We start from the raw sequence: 19,340 nt of genomic DNA, 5'->3' as shown, positions 1-19,340 counted from the left end.
GCTCCGGCCGTTCAGGTCAGGTGGTGCTCCGGTGTCGGCCCGGCGCGCCGGTCAGGGCTCGCCGACCCGCAGCCAGCGGTAGCCGTACGGCGGCAGTTCGACGCGCGGCGCGCCGGTCCGTTCGACGGCGGCCCCGGTGAGGATGTCGGTCAGTCGGCCGTCGGGCACCCCGGCGGGGGCGGCGGTGGCGGGCCGGTCGGCGAAGTTGTGCAGCACCAGGACGGCCCCGTCCCGGGTGGAGCTGAGGTGGGCGAGGACGGCGGGGTCGCCCGCGTCGAGGACCTCGCAGTGGCCCCAGGCCAGTTCGGGGGCCTCGCGGTAGCCCTGGGCGAAGGAGCGCATCCGGGTCAGCAGCGCGTGCGGGTCGTGGGCCTGGTTGCGGACGTTGACGTGCTCGGGGCCGTAGGCGCCCCGGGTCAGCGGCCGGGGGTAGCGGGCCGGTTCGGCGTCGGAGAAGCCCGCGGTCGGCTCCGGGGTCCACTGCATGGGGGTGCGGACGGCGAGCCGGCCGTCGGCGGCGAGGTTCTCGCCCATGCCGATCTCCTCGCCGTAGAAGAGCACGGGTGTGCCGGGCAGGGTGAACAGCAGGCTGTAGGCGAGGTCGATCCGGCGGCGGTCGCCGTCGAGCATGGGGGGCAGCCGGCGGCGCAGGCCGCGGCCGTACAGCTGCATGTCGGCCTCGGGGCCGAACGCCGCGAAGACCTCGTCGCGTTCGGTCTTGGAGAGCTTGTCGAGGGTGAGTTCGTCGTGGTTGCGCACGAAGGTGGCCCAGTGCGCGTCGCGCGGCGGCCGGGGGCGTTCGCGCAGCGCGTCGGCCAGCGGGGCTGCCTCCTGCCGGGCCATCGCCAGGTACGTCCGCTGCATGCCGATGAAGTCGAAGCACATCGTCAGCTCGTCGCCGCCCGAGGCGGGGTCGCCGAAGAACCTGAGCGTCTCCTCGTAGGGCAGGTTGACCTCGCCCAGCAGCATCGCCTCGCCGTTGCGGCGGCCGAGGAAGGCCCGCAGATCGGCCAGGTACGCGTGCGGGTCGGGCAGGTCGTCGGCGTCCACCTGTCCGGCGGTCTCCAGCAGGAACGGCACCGCGTCGACCCGGAAGCCGGACAGGCCCAGCTGCATCCAGAAGCCCATGATCCGGGCTATCTCGTCGCGGACCGCGGCGTTGGTGATGTTGAGGTCGGGCTGTTCCTTGTAGAAGCGGTGGAAGTAGTACTGGCCGGTGGGTTCGTGGTACTGCCACAGGCTCTGCTCGGCGTCGGGGAAGGTGACGCCCTGCGGGCCGTCGGCGGGCGGGGTGTCGCACCACACGTACCAGTCGCGGTGGCGGGCGTCCCGGCCGGAGCAGGCGTCCCGGAACCACGGGTGGTGGTCGGAGGTGTGGTTGACGACCAGGTCGGCGATGACCCGCAGGCCCCGGTCGCGGGCGGTGCGGACGAACTCGGTGAACTCGCCGAGGGTGCCCAGCCGGGGGTCGACGGCGTAGTAGTCGGTGATGTCGTAGCCGTCGTCGCGCTCGCGGGTCGGGTGGAAGGGCATCAGCCACAGGCAGGTCACGCCGAGCCGGACCAGGTGGTCGATCCGCTGGGTGAGGCCGACGAAGTCGCCGACGCCGTCGCCGTTCCCGTCCTGGAAGGTCTCGACGTCCAGGCAGTACACGACGGCGTTCTTCCACCACAGGTCGGCGGTCTCGGTCAGTCTCATCGGGCGTTCTCCCCTTCGGTCTCGGTGAGTCGGTGCACGCGGGCCTCCCAGGGCGCCAGGACGGTGGGGGCGGCGCCGGGTTGCGGGGTGTCGTCGGGCTGCGGGTACGCGGCGGCGGGCTGCGGGGTGTCGTCGGCGGGCAGGTTGCCGAGGAGCAGTTCGGCGTCCCGCCAGCGCGGCGGCAGGTCGACCGGCACGTGCTCGCCGGTGAAGTTGCCGAGGACGAGCAGGGTGGTGCCGCGGTGGTGGCGGGTGAAGGCGTACACCCGCTCGTCCTCGGGCAGCAGCGGGGTGAAGTCGCCGTGCACGACGGCCGGTTCGCGGTGGCGCAGGGCGATCAGCCGCCGGTAGTGGTGGTAGACCGAGTCGGGGTCGCGCCGGGCGTCGGCGGCGTTGACGGTGGTGTGGTTCGGGTTGACCGCGATCCACGGGGTGCCGGTGCTGAACCCGGCGCCGGGCGAGGCGTCCCACTGCATCGGCGTCCTGGCGTTGTCCCGGCCCATGGCCCGCAGTCCGCGCAGCACCCGCTCCGGGTCCTGCCCGGCCGCGAGCGCCTGCGCGTAGTGGTTGAGCGACTCGATGTCGCGGAAGTCGTCGATCGAGGCGAACGGGGCGTTGGTCATGCCCAGTTCCTCGCCCTGGTAGACGTACGGGGTGCCGCGGTGCAGGTGCAGGACGGTGGCCAGCATGGTGGCCGAGCGCGCCCGGTGGCGGGGGCCGTCGTCGCCGAACCGGGAGACGATCCGGGGCTGGTCGTGGTTGCTCCAGTACAGGCTGTTCCAGCCGGTGTCGGCCAGCCCCCGCTGCCAGCGGGCCAGCGACGCCTTCAGGTCGGTGAGCCGCAGCGGCCTCGGGTCGAACTTGCCGCCGGGGCCGTGGTCCAGGCTGACGTGCTCGAACTGGAAGACCATGTTGACCTCGGCCCGCGCCGGGTCGGTGAACAGCCGTGCCTGCTCGACCGTCACCCCCGGCATCTCCCCCACCGTCAGCAGCCGGCCCGGGTGGTGGGCGAACACCTCGCGGTGCATCTCCTGGAGGTACTCGTGCGCCCTCGGTCCGCAGAGGTAGGACGGCGAGCCGTCGCCGTACGGGCCGTCGCCGCGCAGCGGGCCGTCCGGCAGGGCCGGGTCCTTGGAGATCAGGTTGACGACGTCCATCCGAAAGCCGTCCACGCCCCGCTCCAGCCACCAGCGCATCATCGCGTACACCGCCTGCCGCATCGCCGGCTCCTCCCAGTTGAGGTCCGGCTGCCCGGGGGCGAACAGGTGCAGGTAGTACGCGCCGGACGTCTCGTCGTACGTCCAGGCCGGGCCGGAGAAGAACGAGCCCCAGTTGTTCGGTTCGGTGCCGTGCGGCCGGGCGGCCCCCGGACCGGTGGCCTCGCGCGGGGGGCGCCACCAGTACCAGGAGCGCTTGGGGCTCGCCGGGTCGCGGGACTCCTGGAACCACGGGTGCCGGTCCGAGGTGTGGTTCACCACCAGGTCCATCACCAGCCGCATGCCGCGCGCGTGGACGGCCGCCAGCAGCCGGTCGAACGCCGCCAGGTCGCCGAAGAGCGGGTCGACGTCCTGGTAGTCGCTGATGTCGTAGCCGTTGTCGGCCTGCGGCGACGGGTACACCGGCGACAGCCACAGCACGTCGACGCCCAGCTCGGCGAGGTGGTCGAGCCGCCCCGTGATGCCGTCCAGGTCGCCGATCCCGTCGCCGTCGGAGTCGGCGAAGCTGCGGGGGTAGACCTGGTAGACGACCGCCGACCGCCACCACGCCCCGTCCGGCTCCGCCGTGCTCCCGCCGTCCTCCCGGCCCACCGGACCGTCCCTCCCGTCCTCGGTCACCGCACCGTCCTCCTCCCGCTCGCCGTACCGTCCACGGCCCCTCCTTCCCCCTGGCGCCGGATCCACCGGACCGGTTCCGGCCGATCGGGGGGCGTGCGGGGCCGGGCGGGGCGGCGGCCGGGCGGATCGGGGGCGTGCGGGGCCGGGCGGGGCGGCGGCCGGGTGAACCGGGGGCGGGGCGGTCCGAAGGACCTGTTCGGCCGGCAGGCCAACGCCCCCGCCGGGGACGGCGCGCGCGGGGGCGTGGGCCTCAGCGGGCCAGGAACTCCAGCAGCGCCCGGTTCCACTCGGCGGCGTGGCTCACGTTGACGCCGTGCGGGCCGCCCGGGACCAGGTGGACCCGGCTGCCGGGCAGCGCCGCCCGGGTGCGGGCACCGGAGCCCTCGAACGGGACGGTGGCGTCGCTGTCGCCGTGCAGCACCAGGGTCGGCAGCGGCCCGAACTTCTCCAGGTCGGCGCGGAAGTCGGTGGCGCCGAAGATCGTCATGCACTCCAGGGCGGCCTTCTTGTCCGCCTGGTCGCACAGGGCGCGGGCCTCGCGGAGCTGCTCCTCGGTGACCTTCAGCTCGCCGTCCGCGGAGAAGAACTCCCGCATGAACCCGTCGTAGAAGGCGTCCTGGTCCTCGGCGAGCGAAGCGGCCATCTGGGCCGCCGCCTCCTCGGTCAGCGGGCCCTGCGGGTTGTCGCGGGTCCGCAGCATGAAGGGCGTCACGGCGGAGGCGAGCACGGCGCCGCGCAGCCGCTCCGTGCCGTACGAGGAGACGTAGCGCGCGACCTCGCCGCCGCCCATCGAGAAGCCGACCAGCGTGACGTCGCGCAGGTCCAGCTCGGTGAGCAGGGCGTTCAGGTCGTCGGCCAGGGTGTCGTACGTGTAGCCCAGGAAGGGCTTGTCGCTGCGGCCGAATCCGCGGCGGTCGTAGGTGACGACGCGGTACCCGGCCTCGGCGAGGGCCGGCACCTGGTACTTCCACGACTCGCCCGACAGCGGCCAGCCGTGGATCAGGACGACCGGGCGGCCCGGGCCGCCGGTGTCGTCCACATGCAGCGCGGTGTCGCGGAACAGCCCGTGGTGGGCGGTGACCTCGGACATGGGTGCTTCCTCCTGGAGCTGGACGCGGTGGGGTAACCGCGACTACCCGCGCTCCGCCGTCCGACGCGCCCGCCGCCGTCCGTTCCCCCGAACGGGACCGCCCGGCGGCTCCCGCGCGCCGGCTCCCACACACCGGCCGCCGGCCGCCCGCTCAGGTCGTGCGGCGGCGGCGTTTCATCTCCGCCTCCGCCAGGTGCCGCCGTCCCCCGGCGAGCGCCCGGCGCACCCGCTCCTCCACCTCCGCGAAGCGCCGGTGGTAGCCGTCCTCGTACGCCTCGACCACCTCGAAGGTCCACATCCCGGGCAGCACGTCGGCCCCCTGCACCTCGCGCTCGACCAGGTCCGCCTGCTCGTGGTGGCCCGCCGCCCGCAGCGCCCGCACCGCCTCGCCCAGCAGCCGGTCGGCGCCGCCGGTCAGCTGGTGGAAGTCGTACAGCCGCCCGCGCGCCCGCTGCGTCGTCTCGAACGCCTCCGACAGCAGGCCCAGCGCCTCCACCGTGGCCCGGTCCGGCGCCCGGTCGCCGCCCCCGCCGCTCTCCCGGCCCGTTTCCCGCACACCCATGGACAACTCCCTCGTCGCGACCCCGGAACGGACACCACGTCCGGCGGCTGCCCACTCCCGCCCCGCCGACACCGGCCGGCCGGACCGGTCACCCGGCCGCCGGACAGCGCCCCGCCTCCCGGACCGGCCGGGAGCGGAACGGTTCGCCCACCGTGGCGCGGACCCGGGGCCCGGGCGTTTCGTCCTCCCTACAGGGCTCGGGCCCCGCGCGGGTCGTCGTGTCCGGTGAGTCCGGTGAGTCCGGCGTCGTGGGCGGTGTCGACGTGGACCGGGGCCTTGGCCTCGGGGCGGATGGTGTCGAAGACCGGGTAGGGGCGGGGGAAGGGCGTGCCGAGGTGGAAGCGGTGGGCGAGGACGTCGGCGAACGCGGCCGCGATCCGGATCTCGCCGTTGGGGTTGGGGTGGGTGTCGTCCCAGGTGTGTTCGGCCGCGGTGAACTCGACGGCGGTGTCCGCGACTTCGACCGGGGAGAGGGGGCGGCGCAGTTCGGCGGCGACGGCGCGGATGCGGTCGTTGCACTTGGCGACCCGCCGGGCGAAGGCGAAGTCGGCGGTGGCCCTGGCGGTCTCCAGGACGGTGCCCAGGACGAGGCGCACCGCGTGGTGCCCGGCCCGGGCGTTGGCGATGAACTCCCGCAGGTGGGCTTCGAGTTCGTCCGGGGTGGCGTCGTACCAGACGATGTCGTTGATGCCGAGCAGGACGAGCACGAAGTCGGGCCGGTGGGCGGCGACCTGCTCCCGGACCAGGGTCTTGGCCACCACGTAGGGCTGGCCCCACTTGGCGGCGTGGTCCTTGTCGAAGGCCGCGTCGGCGTAGGTGTCGTCGCCGTCGCCGGTCTCCTCGGTGCGGATGTTGTCCAGGGTCTTGTACGGCCCGACGAAGTCGACCTCGACCCCGCACGCGCGCAGGTGCTTCCAGAGCCGGTAGCGCCAGGTCCAGTCCCCGCTGCTGCCGTGGCTGATCGAGTCCCCCACGATCATCAGGGAGACCTGCACGGACGCGGGGGTGTCGTAGTCGACGACTGCCACGGCACAACTCCTTCGGTCGGACCGGCCCGCGAGGAGCGGGGCTGTCGCCATCGTCGGACCGCCACCGACCGGACGGGCCCGGAACGGCCACCGACCAACCCAACGAGTGAACCCGCGCCACCACCCAAGACGTCACCCGCTCCGGGGCCGTCCTCACCGGCTCGGGTCGCCAGGTGGGACGGACACCCCCGGGGTCCCGTCGTTCCGCCCGGAGACAGCCGCCTGACCTGCGCGGACGACGGGAGCCGGCCTCCGGGGCCCGGCTCCTCGGTTCCGTGCCGCCCTTGACCGATGATCACAGGAGCTGGCAGCGTGCCGGTATGCCCGCGGCCGGGCAACGAGGCGGCGGCCGGGGCCGGGACACGCAGGGACGGACAGATGGCACCGGACACGGCCGCTCGACGGGATTCCGCCGCTCACCTCGACTTCCGCGCTGCGCGGGACCACCTGCTGAGCACCCGCGACGACCTGGACGCCGCCCGCGGCTTCCCGCGCCCGGCGGGCGAGCACTTCAACTGGGCGCTGGACTGGTTCGACGTCCTGGCGGAGGGCAACGGGGCGGTCGCGCTGCGAGTGGTCGACCTGGACGCGGACGGGGCGCCGCTGGGCGAGAGCGCGCTGAGCTTCGCCGAGCTGAGCGAGCGCTCGGACCGCACCGCGGGCTGGCTGCGCGAGCAGGGCGTGGCACGCGGGGACCGCGTCCTGCTGCTGCTGGGCAACCAGGTGGCGCTGTGGGAGGTGATGCTCGCGGCGATCAAGCTGGGCGCGGTGGTCATCCCGGCCAGCACCCTGCTGACCCCGGACGACCTCGCCGGCCGGCTCTCCCGCGGCCGGGTGCGGCACGTAATCGCCGAGTCCGCGCTCACCGGGGGCTTCGCCGAACAGGACGGCGAGCGCACCAGGATCGCGGTCGGCGCGCCCGTCCCCGGCTGGCTGGACTACGCCGAGGCCGCCGGCTTCGACGGCGGCTTCGCCCCCGACGGGCCGACCCGGGCCGAGGACCCGCTGCTGCTGTACTTCACCTCCGGTACCACCAGCAGCCCCAAACTGGTCCAGCACACCCACCGCTCCTACCCGGTGGGACACCTGTCGACGATGTACTGGATCGGCCTGCGCCCCGGCGACGTCCACCTGAACGTCTCCTCGCCCGGCTGGGCCAAGCACGCCTGGAGCAACTTCTTCGCCCCGTGGAACGCCGGCGCGGAGATCCTGATCGTCAACCAGCCCCGCTTCTCCGCCCGCCCCCTGCTCGACGCCCTCGTCCGCCACCGGGTCACCTCGTTCTGCGCGCCGCCCACCGTGTGGCGGATGCTGCTGCTGGAGGACCTGCGGCAGTGGCAGCCGCCGCTGCGCGAACTCGTCGGCGCGGGCGAACCGCTCAACCCCGAGGTGGTCGAGCGGATCGAACGCGCCTGGGGCGTCGCCCTGCGCGACGGCTACGGGCAGACCGAGACCACCGCGCAGATCGGCAACACCCCGGGGCAGCCGGTCAAGCCCGGCTCGATGGGCCGCCCGCTGCCCGGCTACCAGGTCGTCCTGGTCGACCCGGTCACCGGCGAGGAGATTACCGGCGAGGGCGTCGACGGCGAACTCTGCCTGCCGCTGGCCTCCGCGCCGCTCGGCCTGATGACGGGCTACCAGGACGACCCGGAGCGGCACGCCCGGTCCACGGCCGGCGGCCGCTACCACACCGGCGACGTCGCGCAACGCGACACGGACGGCTACTACACCTTCGTCGGGCGGGCCGACGACGTCTTCAAGAGCAGCGACTACCGGCTGTCGCCGTTCGAACTGGAGAGCGTGCTGATCGAGCACCCGGCGGTGGCCGAGGCCGCGGTCGTCCCCTCCCCCGACCCGCTGCGGCTCTCGGTGCCCAAGGCGTACGTCATCCTGGCCCCCGGCCACGAACCCGACGCCGAGACCGCCCGGTCCGTCCTCGCCTTCACCCGCAAGCGGCTCGCCCCCTACAAGCGCATCCGCCGCCTGGAGTTCGCCGACCTCCCCAAGACCATCTCCGGCAAGATCCGCCGCATCGAACTGCGCCACCTCGAAGAGGCCCGGCACGCCGCCGCCGAGCAGCCCGACGCCGCCCCGGCCCGCGGCGAGCGCGAGTTCTGGGAGGAGGACTTCCCCGGCCTCAAGGACGCCTGAGCCGAGGGGGACGGGACTCGTGGTGCCAGCCGAGGAGTCCCGTCCCCGCGACGTACGCGGTGGCCGACCCTGGCTCCGCGCACACCTGTCCTTCGTGGGGCGGGGGCCGTCGGCTTGGTGCCGGTCCCGGAGATTCACCCGATCGGCCCAATGTGGGGGCGCCGGTCCTGGTCAGGGGCCAGCGGGTCCGGAGCGGGGAGGGGCGGGGCCGCCGTCGGGGTGGGCGGGGCCGGGCGGTGCGGCCGGACGGGTGAGGGGGCTGGGCCGCGAGGGTGATCGGGGCACGCCGGAAGCCGGGTCGGGACGAACCGGGGGCGGCGGCGGAGGACAGTACGTGTCGGCCGACCCGCCGCACGACATCCCCACGGCCCGCATCCGGTACGGATGCGGACGACCGTCCCCGAACCGGAAACCGGAGACTCCTTGATGAGCCTTCTTCGTCGATCCACGGGTCGCAACTCCGCCGCCCGAGGAGCCGCGGTCCTCACCGCGCTCGCCCTCGGCATGGCGGGCACCGCCCTGCTCGGCACCGGCGCCGGCACCTCCTCGGCGTCCAGCCACCGCGAGGCTCCGCTGATCGCCGCCGACCCGCAGGTCGACAACACCGACGTGTACGCCTTCACCAGCCCGGACAACCCGGACACGGTCACGCTGATCGCCAACTGGCTCCCGTTCCAGGAGCCCAACGGCGGCCCGAACTTCTACCCGTGGGCCGACGGCGCGCACTACGACATCAACATCGACTCGCAGGGCACCGGGCAGCCGGACGTCACCTACCGGTGGACCTTCCACACCGAGGACCTGCGCGGCACCGACACCTTCCTCTACGACAAGGGGCCGGTGAACAACCTCGGCGACGACACGCTGCGCTTCCGCCAGTACTACACGCTCCAGGAACTGCACCCGAACTGCGCCCCGGTGACGCTGGTCGAGCACGGCCAGGCGGCCCCGTCCGACACCGGCCGGGCCTCGATGCCCGACTACGGGCGGCTGCGGCAGCAGGCCACCGTCCAACTCCCGGGCGGCGGGCAGACGGTGGCCACCCAGGCCGCCGACCCGTTCTTCCTCGACCTGCGGGTCTTCGACCTGCTGTACGGCGGGGACCTCTCCGAGGTCGGCCAGAACACCCTGGCCGGGTACAACGTCAACTCCGTGGCGCTGCAGATCCCCAAGAGCCGCCTCGCCTACAAGGGCGACCCGGCCCGCAACCCGGTCGTCGGCGTCTGGTCGAGCACCGAGAAGCAGAGCATGAAGCTCAGCCCGGGCAAGTCCGACCCGGTCGGCCCGTACGTCCAGGTCTCGCGGCTGGGCAACCCGCTGGTCAACGAGGTCGTCGTCCCGGCCGGGCTCAAGGACGCCTTCAACGCGCTGCCCCCGTCCGAGGACCACAACCAGCCCGCCGTGGTGGCCAAGGTCCTCGACCCCGAGGTGCCCAAGCTCGTCCAGGCGATCTACGGCCTGCCCGCGCCCGCCGCGCCGCGCACCGACCTCCAGGAGATCTTCCTGACCGGCATCGCCAAGGCCGCGGACGGGCCGCTCGCCGTCGACCTCAACTCGCAGCTGATGAACCAGGACATCGACCCGAACCGGTTCGTCCCCGCCGAGGAGCTGCGGCTGAACCTGACCACCCCGGTGACGCCGAAGCCGGACCGCCTCGGCGTCCTGAACGGCGACTTCCAGGGCTTCCCCAACGGCCGCCGCCTCGGCGACGACGTCGTCGACATCGCCCTCCAGGTCGTCGAGGGCGCCACCCCCGGCACGTTCGTCCAGGCCCTGGCCGCCGGCGACAAGGTCAACGGGCCCGACCGGCCGTTCGCCGCGACCTTCCCGTACCTCGCCCTGCCGTACGACAAGGCCGTCAACCAGAAGTGACCGCCCGCGCGGCGGCCCCGGGCCGGGGCCGCCGCCGGCCGCTCCACCGACCACACCGTCGACCACGCCGCCGATCGAGGACCGAACTCCCGTGCGCCGTCTCCCCCTTGTGTTAGCCACCGCCCTGGTGTGCGGCGGTCTCGCCGCGGCCGGCGGCCTGACCGACCCGCCGCGGTCGGCCACCGCCGCGCAGGCCGCACCCGCGCACCCGGCCGCACCGCCGGCGGGCGGCGCGCTCGCCGCCGCGATCGGCGCCGACCAGCGGCACCTGCGCGCCCGCCCCGACGACGCGGCGGCCTGGGCCCGGCTCGGCGGCGAGTACGTCGAGCAGGCCCGGCTGACCGCCGACGCCTCCTACTACCCGAAGGCCGACGAGGCACTGCACCGCTCGCTCGCCCTCGCCTCCACCGGCAACACCGACGCGCTCACCGGCCTCGGCGCCCTCGCCAACGCCCGCCACCTGTTCGCCGACGCCGCCGACCACGCCCGGCAGGCCCTGGACGGCGCCCCGCTGCACTGGCAGGCGTGGGCGGTCCTCACCGACGCCCGCACCCAGCTCGGCGACGACACCGGCGCCACCGAGGCCGCCCAGCACCTGCTCGACCTGCACCCCGGCACCGCGTCCTTCACCCGCGCCGCCTACGACCTCGAACAGCACGGCCGGCCCGAGGACGCCGCCGACGCCCTGCGCCGCGCCCTCGACGGCGCCTACGACCCCGGCGACCAGGCGTTCTGCCTCCACCAGCTCGCCGAACTCGACCGCAACGCCGGCCGCACCGAGGCCGCCCTGGACGGCTACCGCCGCGCCCTGGCCGCCGACCCGACGTACACCGCCGCCCTCGCCGGACAGGCCCGCGCCGAAGCCGCCCTCGGCCGCACCGACGACGCGCTCGCCCACTACGCGCAGGCCGCCACCGCGGTGCCGCTGCCCCAGTACCTGCTCGAACTCGGCGAACTCCACGAGTCCCTCGGCCACCCCGAACAGGCCGCCGAGCAGTACCGGCTGCTGCGCGCCGAAGCCGACCTCGCCGCCGCGGGCGGCGTCGTCGACGACCTGACGCTCGGCCAGTTCGAGGCCGACCACGGCGACCCGGCCACCGCCGTCCGGCTGCTGCGCGCCGAATGGGACCGGCGCCACCACGTACTGGTCGCCGACGCCCTCGCCTGGGCCCTGCACCGCACCGGCGCCGACCGCGAGGCGCTCGGCTACGCCGACCTCGCCCTCGCCCACGGCTGGCACAACGCCCTCTTCCGCTACCACCGCGGCGAGATCGAACGCGCCCTGGGCCGCACCGACCGGGCCCGCGCCGACCTCGCCGGGGCCCTGGCCACCGACCCGCGGTTCGACCCGCTCCAGGCGCCCCTGGCCCGCTCGGACCTGGCGGCGCTCACCCCCTGATCTTGTGCCGGAACGCATCCGACCGGGTGAATCACCGCCCCTCGGCCACGCCGCCGGCACGAGCACCCCGAATGACCGGTGTCGCCCCGTCCGGGACGGCACCCGACCGAAACCAAGGAGCAGACATGTCCCGTACCCGCACGTACTTCGCCGTCGTCGCGCTGGCCGCCACCGCGGTGCTCGGCACCGCCGGCGCGGCCTCGGCGTCCGCCGGCGCCGAGGGCGTGGCCGCCGGCTCGCCCGGCGTCCTCTCCGGCAACGTGATCCAGATCCCCGTGCACATCCCGGTCAACCTGTGCGGCAACAGCATCAGCCTGATCGGCGCGCTGAACCCGGCGTTCGGCAACTCCTGCGCCAACATCGGCTGACCCAGCCCTTGTCGATAGACCGATAGGCCGATAAGCCGGGAGACCTGGGAACCGGGAGACCGGGGGGTCAGGAGGCCGGGAGATCGGGAGGCCGACCCGGGCCGGGAAACCGGCTCCGGGTCGGCGCCGTTCCCGCTGACGGCCGCCGCCCCGGGTCCGTACCCGTGCCCGGTGTCCCCGCCCCGTGCCCGCGCCCGCGACCGCGCCCCGTGCCCCGGGTCCCCGACAGGACGGGGCGGGTCGGGGATCAGGGTTTGCCGTCGGCGAGGTCCGCGATCCGGCCGACCAGCAGGTGGTACGACTCCTGGGCCGGGATGACCTCGCTGAGCTTGGCGCCGCCGGTGAGCGCGTCGGTGTTCCGGGTGCAGTCGGTGGCGGCGGTCTCCATCTGGTCGAGGGCCTGCTGCCAGTAGGTCCGGGCGGTCGCGTCCGGGATGGCCCGGTGGTCCCGGGCCTTCTTGATGTCGTCGAGGACCTGTTGGCAGTGCCTGGTGTTGTCGGCCGGGGTGCCGTTGGCGTTGAGCAGGACCTTGAGGTCCTCGCCGATCACCCGGGTCTGCTCCTTGCCGCCGTCCTTCGACCAACTCGCCATCGTGTCTCCCCCGTCGGAGGAGCAGGCCGCCAGGACGGTGGCCAGCAGGACGGCGGGGAGCAGGGCGAACGCCCCGCGGCGGAGCGAACGCCGGTGTTGCGACAGGGGCATGGGCACGTCCTTCGTCCGGGGTGGTGGTGGTCGGGCTGTCGGGCTGAATCCTGTCAGGGTGCTCTGACATCCCGTCAGTACGGTGCCCGGCGGGGAAGTGCCCCTCGGGTAGTGCCGGTCGGGGGCGGGCGGCAAGTGGCGGGGTCTTCCGGCGTGGCGTGTTGGGGCGGTCACGTCGGGCCGCGATGCTGGGCGGGACGGCCTGGCGGTTGCTGCTTCCAAGGGGGATCGACGGACATGGCGACTCGGGTGACCGGCCGGGCGGCGACCGCGACGGTCGACGGCGGCGGGGTGGTGACGGGCTGGTCGGCGGCGGCCGAGCGGCTGACCGGGTTCGGGACGGGGCAGGCGCTCGGGCGGAGCGCGGTGGGGCTGTTGGCGGGTGGGGTGCCGGTCGCCCTGCTGCGGGCGGCGGTCCGGCACGAGCCGTTCACCGGGATGGTGCGGTTGGACCGGGCCGAGGACGAGCCGGTGGCGGTCGAGCTGGGGGTGGTGCCGGTGCGGACGGCGCGCGGGGAGCGGACCTGGGTGGTGTCGGCCCAGGCGTTGCAGCCGTTGACCCCGGGGGCCGCCGCGCGGCCGGCGGCGGTGCCCTCGGTGCTGTCCGGGTCCTCCGAGGAGCGGGCCCGGCACCGTCTGGCGCTGCTCGGGGAGGCCGGTCTGCGGATCGGATCGACCCTCGAAGTGGACCGCACCGCGCAGGAGTTGGCGGAGGTGGCGACCGGTTCGTTCGCCGATTTCGTGGCGGTCGACCTGCTCGATTCGGTGTTCGGCGGCGGCCCGCCGTCGGGCGCGGGGCTGGTCTTCTACCGGGTGGCGCAGCAGTCGGTGCTGCCGGGCTGTCCGGAGTCCACGGTCGTGTCCGGTGCCGGGGACGTGATCGCCCCGGACTCCCCGATGGCCCGGGTGCTCGCCTCGGGCCGGCCCGTCTCCGTCGACTACCGCGATCCGGAGCTCCGGTCCTGGATCGCCCAGGAGCCCGAACGGGAGCGGCTGGCCGAGGAGTTCGGCATCCACTCCGGACTGATCGCGCCGCTGACCGCCCGCGGGGTGACGCTGGGCGTGGCGATCTTCCTGCGGCACCGCTCGCCCGAGCCGTTCGACGAGGACGACCTGCTGCTGGCCACCGAGCTGACGTCGCGCGCCGCGCTCTCCGTCGACAACGCCCGCCAGTACACCCAACAGCGCGACACCGCACTGGCGTTGCAGCGTTCCCTACTGCCCAGCCGGACGCCCCGGCAGGCCGCGGTCGAGGTCGCCTTCCGGTACCTCCCGGCGGGCGGGCGGGAGGGCGTCGGCGGCGACTGGTTCGACGTGATCCCGCTGTCCGGCGCCCGGGTGGCCCTGGTGGTGGGCGACGTGGTCGGCCACGGCGTGCCCGCCTCCGCCGCGATGGGGCGGCTGCGGACGGCGGTGCGCACCCTGGCCGACATCGACATGCCGCCGGACGAACTCCTCACCCACCTGGACGACCTGGTGCTCCGGGTGGACCTGGACGAGCAGCCGGAGGGCGGCACCGCCTGGGCGGGCGGCAGCGTCGGCGCCAGCTGCCTGTACGCGGTGTACGACCCGGTGGCCCGGTCCTGTTCGCTGGCCCGGGCCGGGCACCCCGGGCCGGCCCTGGTCGGCCCGGACAACACCGTGACCTTCCCCGAGCTGCCGCCGGGGCCGCCGCTCGGCCTGGGCGGACTCCCCTTCGAGGCAGTCGAGTTGGAGGTCCCGGAGGGGAGCGTGCTGGCGCTGTACACCGACGGTCTGCTGCGCGCCTCCGAGCTGCACGGCGATCCCGGGCTCGGTCTCGACCGGCTCGGCTCGGCCCTCACCGCCCGGGCCGACTCGCTGGAGGACCTGTGCGACCAGGTGCTGTCCACCACGCTCGGCCCGGACGCCCCGACCGACGACGTCGCCCTGCTGCTGGCCCGCACCCGGGCCCTGCACACCCAGGACGTGGCCGAGTGGCCGCTGCGCCGCGACCCGTCCGAGGTGGCCCGGGCCCGGAAGGCGGCGGCCGCGAAGCTCGCCGAGTGGGGGCTCGAAGAGGCGTCCTTCGTCACCGAGTTGGTGGTCAGCGAGCTGATCACCAACGCCGTCCGCTACGGCCTGCCCCCGATCGGGCTGCGGTTGATCCGGGACGGCTCCATGCTGCTCTGCGAGGTCTCCGACGGCAGCAGCACCGCCCCGCACCTGCGCCGGGCCCACAACGACGACGAGGGCGGACGCGGCCTGCTGCTGGTGGCGCAGCTGTGCCGCAACTGGGGCACCCGGCACACTCCGCGCGGCAAGACCATCTGGGCGGAGCAGGAAATCTGACGGCACGTCAGTGTCGGGACGCCGGTGCGGTGGCGTCCGTTCAGTGCGGCCGGTCCAGTGCCGCGCGCAGGGCCGCGCGGAGCCGTCCGCCGGTGGCGGCCAACGCGGCGTCCACGGCGGCGGGTTCGGCCCCGGTGGCGAGGGCGGTGATCCGGCGGCTGCGGGCGCGCAGCTTGTCGTTGCTCGCGCAGAGGTCGGCCATCAGGTGATCGCCCGCCCCACGCGGCCCGGAGGAGGGGGTGGCGGCGGGCACGGGCCGGAGCCCCGCCACCGGGCCGGGCCGCTGTGGGGGCGGGGACCGGGTCCGGTGAGCGGGGCTGCCGCGTCGGCTGCCGCGTCGGCGGGTCAGCCGCAGTGGCTCCAGGGGCTCTCGTACGCGCTCTGGTCGAAGTCGCTGAACCAGCCGCCCCACTTGACGCACTTGCCCGCGGCGTAGGCGTAGACCGGGCCGGCGTAGGACCCGTAGTAGCCGGTGTCGGTCTTCTGGGTGCCGCCCTGGACCGTGAGGTCGGCCGACATGTGCACCGGGTCGCCTCCGTTCCCGCGGATGGTGACCACGCAGTTGTAGCCGTTGGAGCTGTTGTAGGTCAGGTAGACCCACACGGTGCGGTTGATGAGCTGTTCGGAGTCGACGACCTTGTAACCGGGACCGCAGACCTCGGTCGGCGAGGCGGTGAGGGCCGAGGCCTGGGGCGCGGTCATCACGGTGGCGGCTCCGGCCATCGCGAGGGCACCGAGGACGGAGACGATCTTCTTGCGCACGGATGTACCTCTCTTGCGCCGAACATCCAGCGGTTCGGCACGGTTGGAAATGCGGATCTGTCGGGCTCCGGTCGGTCCGCCGGGAGCGGGCCGTGGGCTCAGGCCCGCCGGGAGCGGGCCGTGGGTTCAGCAGCCCCGGGTCCCGCTCGACACGGAGTACTCGTGGCCGGCCCAGTCGACGTAGCCGTAGGCGTAGACGCAGTAGTTCGCCGTGCCGGTCACGCCGACCGGTCCGGCGTTGTACGCGTACGACCCCTTGTCGACGCGCGACGAGACGTCGACGGTGCAGCCTCCGCCCGTACCGGACTTCTGGAGGCACCGGTAGATCTCGACGCTGGTCGTCGCCGCGACGCCGTAGGACGCTCCACGGTGGTAGAAGCAGGCGCTGTTGGTGCCGCCGTTGCTGCTGTTGTAGTAGATGACCAACTCGCCGATGGCGCTGCCGTCGCGCGAGACGGTCTGGTCGTACGTGACGGTGCCGGAGCAGGAGGTGGCGGCCTGCGCGGCGGAGGACGCGAACAGGCTGACGCCGGCGAGCAGCGCCGTACTGGCGACCACGGCGAGGACTCGGCGGAGGACGTGCATACGGAACCCTGTCTGAGGTGGATCACTGACGATCGATCGAACGCCGACCATGCTGGCGCAGCCGCGTAACGCCGCCGTATCGCGCGCGGTCCCCGCACGGCCGGCCGGGGTTCCGGGGACCGCTGCGGACGGCCCTTCCCGGCGTCGGTCCGTCCGGGACCCGCGCCGGGTTCCCGATCATCAGGGTTTTCCCGGGGCGGTCTCCGGGTTCTCCCGGGTGGGCGGGCCGGGTCCGTTCTGCCAGGCTCGCGGCATGGGTGCGCGGGGGAACGGGTCGGCTCCGGCCGACGGCTCGGGACAGCCGGGGGAGGGCGCAACGGGCTTGGCGCGCTTCGCGGTCGGTCCGGTGCTCGGGGTCGCGGGCGCGGTCGCGGCGGTGCAGGCGGCGCTGGCCGGGCGGTACGGGTTCCACCGGGACGAGTTGTACTTCCTGGCGGCGGGGCGGCACTTGGCCTGGGGGTACGTCGACCAGCCGCCGCTGACACCGCTGTTGGCCCGGCTGTCCACGGCGGTGTTCGGCGACGGCCCGGCCGGGCTGCGGATGGTCGCGGTGCTGCTGTGCGCGGCGACGATCGTGCTGACGGCCTTCGCCGCACGGGAGTTGGGGGCGCGCCGGGCCGGTCAGGTGTTGGCGGCGGCGGGGGCGGCGGTCTCCGCGATGGTGCTGGCCCTCGGGCACGTGCTGAGCACGGCGAGCTTCGACCTGTTCGTCTGGACGCTGCTCGGCGTCCTGGTGCTGCGCCTGCTGCGCACCGGGGAGCGCCGCTGGTGGTTGGCGATCGGCGCGGCGGCCGGAGTCGCCCTGCTGAACAAGGACCTGGTGCTGCTGCTCGCGCTCGTCCTGCTGCCCGCCATCGCCTGTTGCGGCCCCGGTGGCGGCACCGCTCCCGGCCCGCGGGCGGTGCTGCGCGGCTGGTGGCTGCCGGCGGGGGCGCTGCTGGCGCTGCTGGTGGCGGCGCCGAACCTGTCCTGGCAGGCGGTGCACGGCTGGCCGCAGCTCACCGTCGCCTCGGGGATCAGCGGCCAGGACGGGCTGACCAGCCGGTTGACCTTCGTCCCGATGCAGCTGGCCTACCTCTCCCCCGTGCTGGTCCCGATCTGGCTGGCCGGGTTCCGCCGGCTGCGCGAGGACCTACGGGTGCGCTGGGCCAGGCCGTGGGGGTACGCGTACCTGGCGCTGTGCGGGCTGGTGCTGGCCCTCGGCGGCAAGCCGTACTACGCGCTGCCGCCGCTGCTACTGGTGCTGGCGGCCGGGTGCGGTCCGTTCGCGGAGCGGCTGTGGGGACGCCCGCCGGAGGACGGCGGGGACGGGCGCGGAGGCGGGCCCGGAGGCGGGACGCGGCGCGACCGGGTCCGGACGGTGGGGCTGCTGTTGGTGGCCGCGCTGCTCAACTCGCTGATCACGCTGCCGGTGCTGCCCGCCGACCGGCTGTCGGCCGTCTCCTGGCTCTACCCGGAGTCGGCCGAGCAGGTGGGCTGGCCCGAGCTGACGGCGGCGGTCGCCGCGGGGTGGGCGCGGGTCCCGCCGGAGCAGCGCGGGCGGGCGGTGGTGTTCGCCGCCGACTACGGCGAGGCGGGGGCGCTGGTGCGCTACGGGGGCGGCTACGGCCTGCCCGCCGTGTACTCGGGCCACATGTCCTTCTACGACTGGGGCCCGCCGCCGGACTCCGCGACCGGCCCCGTGCTGGTGGTCCACCCGGCGCCGTACCCGGAGGTCGAGCGGGCCTTCACCGGGTGCCGGCGGGTCGCCGAGGTGGACAACGGCCGGGGTGTGGCGAACGAGGAGCAGCACGCGCCGGTGCTGCTCTGCGCGGGGACGGTGGCCCCGTGGTCGCGGCTGTGGCCCCGGCTGCGGCACTTCTACTGACGCTCGGCCCCGTCGGGCGGCGTGCGCAGTGCGGTGTCGGTGATCCCGCCGGGGCACTCGCGGGCGCGTCCCCAGCCGGCCAGGTCGGCCCCGGCGCGGTAGGCGGAGTCGAGGAACTGCCGGGCGGTGGCCCACGGGTCCTCGGCGGCGCGCACCTCGTCGTACGTCAGCAGGGCGAGGTGGCTGCCCCGGTTCGGGGTCCAGCGGGCGGCGGCGGGGTGCAGCGGGCGGGTGTCCAGGCCGGCGGGTTCGGGGGCGGTGTAGGAGTAGAAGGCGGGGGCGGGGACGTTGGCGTCGCCGAACCAGAACCCGGCGCTGATCACCTCGCGGGAGTACGCCTCGCGGGTGACGCTGTCGGCGGCGGGCTGGGCGATCTCGCGGTCGGAGAAGCGGGTGACGGCGAGGTCGAAGGTGTGCCAGAAGTGGTGGACGGGGCTGGTCTTGCCGGCGTACCCGGCGGCGTACTCCTCCAGCAGCAGGGCGACCTGGCTGAGGATGTGCCAGTAGGTGGTGACGGCGGCCGGGTCGTAGCTGCGGTGCTCGTGGTCGTCGGCGAACGGGCGGTGCGCGTCGGGCAGGTCGTAGGGGTAGGGGTGGTCGGGGAGCACGTCGATGTCGAGGTGGACGAGGGCGCGCAGGGTGTCGCGGTAGAAGTCGGCGACGGAGCGGCCGGCCAGCGGGAAGGAGTCCTCGGCGCCGTCGAGGGTGCGGACGTACAGGCGGTGGTCGGTGAAGTCGAAGTCGATGGTGAACGCGTCGCCGCCCCGGGTGGGGCCGGTGGGGCGGGTGGTGATGCCGCGTCCGGTCAGGTGGAAGGGGACGTTCCACCAGTGGTTGCGGCGGGGGCTGCCGGCCAGGCGGATCTTGCCGATGACCTGGGTGAAGCGGTGCAGTGTCTCCTTGGTGTCCCGCCAGGACTCCAGGGGCAGGGGCGGGAACAGCTCCATGGTGCGCTCCGGCGTGAGGGGGGTGGTCGGGGGCCGCTGACCATCCTCACTGCAGGGGGCGGGCCGCCCCGGTCCGACGCGCCCGGGCGGGCGGGGGCGCTGCTCCGCCCGGGTGCGGCACGGAACCGGCCCTCCCGCCGGGTGGCGGGAGGGCCGACGGGGG

16 protein-coding genes are annotated in these 19,340 nt (G+C 74.4%); 6 read left to right on the top strand and 10 right to left on the bottom strand.

The window, feature by feature from the left end:
- Nucleotides 1-51: 51 nt before the first annotated feature.
- The 5 genes from K353_RS03005 to K353_RS02985 form a co-directional block, all read right to left on the bottom strand.
- Nucleotides 52-1,698 (bottom strand): alpha-amylase family protein, encoded by a 1,647-nt coding sequence (locus K353_RS03005; protein ID WP_111551987.1) that lies wholly within the window; start codon nt 1,696-1,698, stop codon nt 52-54.
- Nucleotides 1,695-3,533, bottom strand: coding sequence for an alpha-glucosidase (locus tag K353_RS03000; RefSeq protein ID WP_233533327.1), 1,839 nt, complete (start codon nt 3,531-3,533; stop codon nt 1,695-1,697). Before K353_RS03000 ends, K353_RS03005 begins: the two co-directional genes overlap by 4 nt.
- 250 nt (nt 3,534-3,783) lie before the next feature.
- Nucleotides 3,784-4,623 (bottom strand): alpha/beta fold hydrolase, encoded by an 840-nt coding sequence (locus K353_RS02995; RefSeq protein WP_111551986.1) that lies wholly within the window; start codon nt 4,621-4,623, stop codon nt 3,784-3,786.
- Nucleotides 4,624-4,774: 151 nt separating this feature from the next.
- Nucleotides 4,775-5,185 carry a hypothetical protein gene (locus K353_RS02990; protein WP_233533326.1) on the bottom strand — a complete coding sequence of 137 codons (411 nt, stop codon included), beginning with the start codon at nt 5,183-5,185 and terminating at the stop codon, nt 4,775-4,777.
- Nucleotides 5,186-5,373: 188 nt separating this feature from the next.
- The gene (locus K353_RS02985; protein ID WP_158585317.1) at nt 5,374-6,213 is read right to left on the bottom strand and encodes a GDSL-type esterase/lipase family protein; all 840 of its coding nucleotides are present in this window, start codon (nt 6,211-6,213) and stop codon (nt 5,374-5,376) included.
- Nucleotides 6,214-6,591: 378 nt separating this feature from the next.
- Between K353_RS02985 and K353_RS02980 the strand changes: the two genes are divergently transcribed.
- The 4 genes from K353_RS02980 to K353_RS02965 all read left to right on the top strand — a co-directional run bounded on the left by K353_RS02980 (nt 6,592) and on the right by K353_RS02965 (nt 12,003).
- Nucleotides 6,592-8,364: an AMP-binding protein gene (locus K353_RS02980; protein ID WP_111551984.1), complete on the top strand. Its 1,773-nt coding sequence runs from the start codon at nt 6,592-6,594 to the stop codon at nt 8,362-8,364.
- A 426-nt stretch (nt 8,365-8,790) separates the two neighbouring features.
- A complete protein-coding gene (locus K353_RS02975) occupies nt 8,791-10,236 on the top strand; it encodes a DUF4331 domain-containing protein (RefSeq protein WP_111551983.1) in 1,446 nt (481 codons plus the stop codon).
- Between the two features lie 109 nt (nt 10,237-10,345).
- Nucleotides 10,346-11,635 (top strand): hypothetical protein, encoded by a 1,290-nt coding sequence (locus K353_RS02970; protein ID WP_233533325.1) that lies wholly within the window; start codon nt 10,346-10,348, stop codon nt 11,633-11,635.
- A gap of 125 nt (nt 11,636-11,760) precedes the next feature.
- The gene (locus tag K353_RS02965; RefSeq protein ID WP_111551981.1) at nt 11,761-12,003 is read left to right on the top strand and encodes a chaplin; all 243 of its coding nucleotides are present in this window, start codon (nt 11,761-11,763) and stop codon (nt 12,001-12,003) included.
- 247 nt (nt 12,004-12,250) lie between these two features.
- Here K353_RS02965 and K353_RS02960 read toward each other — a convergent pair whose 3' ends face one another.
- Nucleotides 12,251-12,706, bottom strand: a complete 456-nt coding sequence (locus tag K353_RS02960; RefSeq protein ID WP_111551980.1) for a hypothetical protein — start codon at nt 12,704-12,706, stop codon at nt 12,251-12,253.
- A 237-nt stretch (nt 12,707-12,943) separates the two neighbouring features.
- On the opposite strand from K353_RS02960, the gene K353_RS02955 reads away from it, so the two are divergent.
- The gene (locus K353_RS02955) at nt 12,944-15,016 is read left to right on the top strand and encodes a SpoIIE family protein phosphatase (RefSeq protein ID WP_199527968.1); all 2,073 of its coding nucleotides are present in this window, start codon (nt 12,944-12,946) and stop codon (nt 15,014-15,016) included.
- A gap of 40 nt (nt 15,017-15,056) precedes the next feature.
- On the opposite strand, the gene K353_RS02950 is transcribed toward K353_RS02955, so the two are convergent.
- The 3 genes from K353_RS02950 to K353_RS02940 form a co-directional block, all read right to left on the bottom strand.
- A complete protein-coding gene (locus K353_RS02950; protein WP_199527967.1) occupies nt 15,057-15,218 on the bottom strand; it encodes a hypothetical protein in 162 nt (53 codons plus the stop codon).
- Between the two features lie 143 nt (nt 15,219-15,361).
- Nucleotides 15,362-15,778 carry a hypothetical protein gene (locus tag K353_RS02945; protein ID WP_100839377.1) on the bottom strand — a complete coding sequence of 139 codons (417 nt, stop codon included), beginning with the start codon at nt 15,776-15,778 and terminating at the stop codon, nt 15,362-15,364.
- Nucleotides 15,779-15,904: 126 nt separating this feature from the next.
- Nucleotides 15,905-16,363 (bottom strand): hypothetical protein, encoded by a 459-nt coding sequence (locus K353_RS02940; protein ID WP_111551978.1) that lies wholly within the window; start codon nt 16,361-16,363, stop codon nt 15,905-15,907.
- A gap of 322 nt (nt 16,364-16,685) precedes the next feature.
- Here K353_RS02940 and K353_RS02935 point away from each other — a divergent pair, with 322 nt between their 5' ends.
- On the top strand, nt 16,686-18,230 hold the full coding sequence (locus tag K353_RS02935) for a glycosyltransferase family 39 protein (protein WP_233533324.1): 1,545 nt from the start codon (nt 16,686-16,688) through the stop codon (nt 18,228-18,230).
- On the opposite strand, the gene K353_RS02930 is transcribed toward K353_RS02935, so the two are convergent.
- A complete protein-coding gene (locus tag K353_RS02930) occupies nt 18,224-19,177 on the bottom strand; it encodes a DUF5996 family protein (RefSeq protein WP_111551976.1) in 954 nt (317 codons plus the stop codon). The genes K353_RS02935 and K353_RS02930 overlap by 7 nt on opposite strands.
- Between the last annotated feature and the right edge of the window lie 163 nt (nt 19,178-19,340).

Origin of the sequence: Kitasatospora sp. SolWspMP-SS2h (assembly GCF_003259315.1) — a bacterium.
Classification (GTDB): Bacteria; Actinomycetota; Actinomycetes; order Streptomycetales; family Streptomycetaceae; genus Kitasatospora; species Kitasatospora fiedleri.
Note: the sequence above shows the minus strand (reverse complement) of the source record. Positions and strands in the feature narration are given on the sequence as shown.

Coding starts and splice junctions, on each gene's coding strand:
- K353_RS02950 (WP_199527967.1), bottom strand. CDS start 15,218: ATGGCCGACCTCTGCGCGAGCAACGACAAGCTGCGCGCCCGCAGCCGC.
- K353_RS03005 (WP_111551987.1), bottom strand. CDS start 1,698: ATGAGACTGACCGAGACCGCCGACCTGTGGTGGAAGAACGCCGTCGTG.
- K353_RS02975 (WP_111551983.1), top strand. CDS start 8,791: ATGAGCCTTCTTCGTCGATCCACGGGTCGCAACTCCGCCGCCCGAGGA.
- K353_RS02965 (WP_111551981.1), top strand. CDS start 11,761: ATGTCCCGTACCCGCACGTACTTCGCCGTCGTCGCGCTGGCCGCCACC.
- K353_RS02980 (WP_111551984.1), top strand. CDS start 6,592: ATGGCACCGGACACGGCCGCTCGACGGGATTCCGCCGCTCACCTCGAC.
- K353_RS02940 (WP_111551978.1), bottom strand. CDS start 16,363: ATGCACGTCCTCCGCCGAGTCCTCGCCGTGGTCGCCAGTACGGCGCTG.
- K353_RS02955 (WP_199527968.1), top strand. CDS start 12,944: ATGGCGACTCGGGTGACCGGCCGGGCGGCGACCGCGACGGTCGACGGC.
- K353_RS02960 (WP_111551980.1), bottom strand. CDS start 12,706: ATGCCCCTGTCGCAACACCGGCGTTCGCTCCGCCGCGGGGCGTTCGCC.
- K353_RS02930 (WP_111551976.1), bottom strand. CDS start 19,177: ATGGAGCTGTTCCCGCCCCTGCCCCTGGAGTCCTGGCGGGACACCAAG.
- K353_RS02995 (WP_111551986.1), bottom strand. CDS start 4,623: ATGTCCGAGGTCACCGCCCACCACGGGCTGTTCCGCGACACCGCGCTG.
- K353_RS02990 (WP_233533326.1), bottom strand. CDS start 5,185: ATGGGTGTGCGGGAAACGGGCCGGGAGAGCGGCGGGGGCGGCGACCGG.